The 4,035-nt window shown below is 69.2% G+C and carries 4 protein-coding genes and 1 pseudogene; all 5 read left to right on the top strand.

Annotated features, from left to right (window positions below; genetic code table 11):
• Positions 1 to 865: hypothetical protein (locus VGC18_RS08965; protein WP_331096441.1), on the top strand; the 865-nt coding region annotated here is incomplete at its 5' end.
• A 288-nt stretch (positions 866 to 1,153) separates the two neighbouring features.
• Positions 1,154 to 1,945, top strand: a complete 792-nt coding sequence (locus tag VGC18_RS08970; protein ID WP_414672871.1) for a phosphate ABC transporter ATP-binding protein — start codon at positions 1,154 to 1,156, stop codon at positions 1,943 to 1,945.
• Positions 1,946 to 1,948: 3 nt separating this feature from the next.
• A complete protein-coding gene (locus VGC18_RS08975) occupies positions 1,949 to 2,740 on the top strand; it encodes a lytic transglycosylase domain-containing protein (protein ID WP_331096443.1) in 792 nt (263 codons plus the stop codon).
• Positions 2,741 to 2,829: 89 nt separating this feature from the next.
• Entirely contained in the window at positions 2,830 to 3,486 is a 657-nt protein-coding gene (locus VGC18_RS08980) for a class F sortase (RefSeq protein ID WP_331096445.1), read from the top strand.
• 7 nt (positions 3,487 to 3,493) lie between these two features.
• Positions 3,494 to 4,035: pseudogene (locus tag VGC18_RS08985) on the top strand (hypothetical protein); the annotation flags it as partial.

Here is a 4,035-nt window from a genome sequence, read left to right on the forward strand (position 1 = left end):
GCAGGCGAAGGTGGATGCTCCCCCCTTCCAGCGGGCGCTCTCGATGACCCTCGGGATCGTCTCGGCGACGATCATCGCGCTGATCGTCGCACTCGTCGTGGTCTCGCCGATACAGCACTACGCGGGCCAGAAGAACCTCTACAACCAGCTGAGGCTTTCCCTCGCGGAGGGGTCGACTCCGGTGGGCCCTCTGGATGTGAAGGGCAATCCCGTTGTCCTCGGCACCCCCGTGGCGGTCATGACGGCTCCCGTCATCGGCATCGGTCGCGAGGTCGTGGTGGAGGGAAGTGCCGGCAGCCAGACCATGCAGGGCATCGGCCACCAGCGCAACACCTCGCTTCCCTGCCAGGTGGGCACCAGCGTGCTGATGGCCCGTTCCGGCTCCTACGGTGCGGTCGGCGCGGCCTGGGCGGCACTCCGTACCGGCCAGGAGTTCACCATGCAGATGGGGGAGGGCTCGTGCACCTATCAGGTGCTCGACCAGCGGCATCCCGGGCAGATCTCGCCCCCTCCGCCGACCGGTCGTGAGGGGCGGCTCATCCTGACGACCGCCGCCGGCCTCCCGTACATGCCCACCGAGGTGTTGCGGGTCGACGCCAAGCTCGTCACCGACGCCTTCGATCGCCCGGCCCAGCTCACCGCGGCCATTCCCCCGTCCGAGGCGGCGATGGGTACCGACCCGACCAACGCCTTCGCCCTCGTGCTGCTGCTCGAGCTGCTGGTCGCCGCCGTGCTGGCCGCGACCTGGCTCTGGCGACGCTGGGGGAGATGGCAGACCTGGATCGTCTCCGCCCCGGTCATCGGCGTGGTGTTCCTGCTGTGCGCGACCTGCGTCAACCAGATCGTGCTCCCCAACCTGCTCTGACCCGAACGAAAGAAAGTATCACGTATGAAGCTTCCCTCCCTGCTCTCCAAGGCCTCGCGGTCGCTCACCGACCGCCTGAGGAGCGGTGCGTCCGAGACGGATGCGCCAGACGGCCAGGAGGAACCCGAGGACGTTCTCGAATCGATCGGGCTGGTCGAGCCCGACGCCGAGCCGGGCGACAGCGAGGACGATACGGCACCGACCAGGATCGCGCCCATCGTCGTCGCGGAGCAGCCGGCCACCCTCGCGCCCACCCTGCAGCTCGATCGCGATACGACCCGATTCGAGCTGTTCGGCGACACGAGCGCGGCCGAGCTCGTCGCCGACAACATCTCCGCCTGGTTCGGCGATCACAAGGTCCTCGACCGGGTGTCGCTGACGATGGCGGCGGGGGAGGTGACCTCGCTCATCGGGCCATCCGGGTGTGGCAAGTCGACCTTCCTGCGCATCCTCAACCGGATGCACGAGATGATCCCCACGGCCTCGCTGTTCGGAGAGGTGCGGCTCGACGGCCGGGACATCTACGACGCGAACGAGCGGGTCACCAAGGCACGCCGACAGATCGGCATGGTGTTCCAGAAGCCCAACCCGTTCCCCGCGATGAGCATCTATGACAACGTCATCTCCGGGCTCAAGCTGGCCGGAGTGCGAGCCACCCGACAGCAGAAGGACCTCCTCGTGGAGGACTCCCTGCGCAAGGCCTCGCTCTGGGAGGAGGTCAAGGATCGTCTCGACCAACCGGGCGGCGGCCTGTCCGGCGGCCAGCAGCAGCGGCTCTGCATCGCCAGGTCGCTCGCGGTCTCACCCCGGGTGCTCCTCATGGACGAGCCGTGCTCCGCGCTCGACCCCACCTCCACCCGCCGCGTCGAGGAGACCATCGCCGATCTTCGTGGACAGGTCACCGTCGTGATCGTGACCCACAACATGCAGCAGGCGGCCCGGGTCTCCAGTCAGTGTGCTTTCTTCCTCGCCGCCCAGAACACGCCAGGGGTGATCGTCGAATACGGGGACACCGACGCGATGTTCGGCAACCCCCAGGACGAGCGCACGAGCGATTATGTCAACGGACGGTTCGGGTAGCCGATGGGGTTCCGCAACGTTTTCGGGATCGCCGTCGCCGCCTTCGTCATCGTCGGGGCGGTCGGCTGGCTGGGCAACATGCCGAAGCCCGCTCCGGCGGACGTGGCGACCCTCACCGCGGCGCAGTCCGCCGGCGTCGTCGCCCTGCCCGGTGACCCCGAGGCGGACGCAACCGGGGACGGCGCGGAGGCCGCGTCCGCTTCTTCGGCCTCGTCCCTCGCCTCGAAGACGGATGGTGTGGTCTCGGGGACCTGGCTCGTCGCGACGGCGACGGCGACCGGGATCCCGCCGCGGGTGCTGCAGGCCTATGCCGCGGCGGCGGTGGTGACCGCGACGGCGAATCCGTCCTGCGGGGTCTCCTGGAACACGATCGCCGCCATCGGAATGATCGAGTCCGGCAACGGAACCCACGACGGCGCCCACATCGGTCCCTCCGGACAGCTCGTCGGCAGCATCATCGGCCCTGCCCTCGACGGCACCGCCTACGCCGCCGCCCCCGACACGGATGACGGAGCCTGGGACGGAGACAAGAAATGGGATCGGGCGGTCGGACCGCTGCAGTTCCTTCCCTCGTCCTGGGCGACGAGCGGTGTCGACGGCAACGGCGACGGCAAGGCCGATCCCAACCAGATCGACGATGCCGCGCTCACCGCCGCGCAGTACCTGTGCGCGGCCGGCGGTCAGCTCACGACGCCGGACGGATGGACTTTGGCCGTCCTGGCCTACAACCACGACGACGACTACGTGGACCGGGTGCGCACGCAGGCCAACGACTATGCGCGGGAGGCCGGATGACCCTCTTCACGGGCAGACGGAGCAGCTATGTACCGAGCCAGGTCTCGGGCACCGCGCCTCGTCATGCGGCGTCTCGCCGGAGATCGTCGGTGGGCATCTGGATCTACACGGTTCTGGCGCTCGCCGCGGCGGCGGCGCTCGCCGTCTTCGGCATCCCCCTGATCACCGGCGGTCACGCGATCGTTCAGCTGCCGGGGCCACCGCCGGCGGCGGGCATCCCCGCCACCGTCCCGCCCGAGCCGGCGCCCGGTCAGCCCGTCTCGCAGAAGGCCGTGACACCGCCGATCGCCGGGCAGCCGCTCCACCTGCGCATCCCCGCCGTCGGCCTGGACGCCGTGGTGGGACGGATGTCGGCCAGGCCCGGTTCCACGGTGGACCCGCCGACCCCGGCCTCCGCATACTGGCTCAGCAACTACGGGGTCGCCGGCCCAGCAGCGACCAACACCGTCTACATCGCCGGTCACACCTGCCGGGGCCGATGCTCGGCCGTCTTCAGCCCTCTGCTCGACATCCCGCAGAGCACCACCACCGTGCACCCTGGTGAGCAGATCATCGTCGGCACGCCGGAGGGCGACTACACCTACACGATCACCGACACCGAGCTCTACGAGAAGGTGACCGTGCAGCAGCAGAGCGAGCTGTGGAAGATCGTCCCCGGACGCCTCGTGCTCGTCACCTGCTTCCAATACAACGGGGGCACGAGCTCCCAGCAGAACTTCGTCGTCTACGCCCAGCTCGACACCTGATGCGCTCATGAGCACCGCGACCACCCCAGACGCCCTCTCCGATCCCGGCCTCGATCGCCGCTACAGCTACGGCTCGAAGCTGCGGAGCACCCCCTTCGCCCACGTCTGGGCGGCGCACGACAGCCAGCTCGACCGGGACGTCACGTTCACGCTGCTGCGCGACGAGCTGGTCGACGACCCGGCAGCGATCCGGCTGCTCGAACTCAGCATCGCGACCGCCGCCGACCTCGACCATCCGGGCATCGCCCGCGTCTACGACGCCGGCGTCGTCGAGCGAGACGGCCATCGCCTCCCGTGGGCGGTCGGCGAGGCAGTGACCGGCCCGAGCATCGACCAGTACGAGCGTCCCGGCGGTCTTTCAGACGATCAGTGGGCGGGCATTGTGCTGAGCATCGCGGACCAGCTCGCCGCGACGATGCAGTACACCCATGCCACCGGAACCGTCCACGGCAACCTCGGGCCGGCCACCGTCAGGCTCACCGGTTCGGATCCGCTCCGCCCCGTCGTCAAGGTCGTCGACTTCGGCCCGCAGCCGGCCGAGCTCCTCGT

The organism is Lacisediminihabitans sp. (genome assembly GCF_036404185.1).
In the GTDB taxonomy this organism is placed as follows: domain Bacteria; phylum Actinomycetota; class Actinomycetes; order Actinomycetales; family Microbacteriaceae; genus Lacisediminihabitans.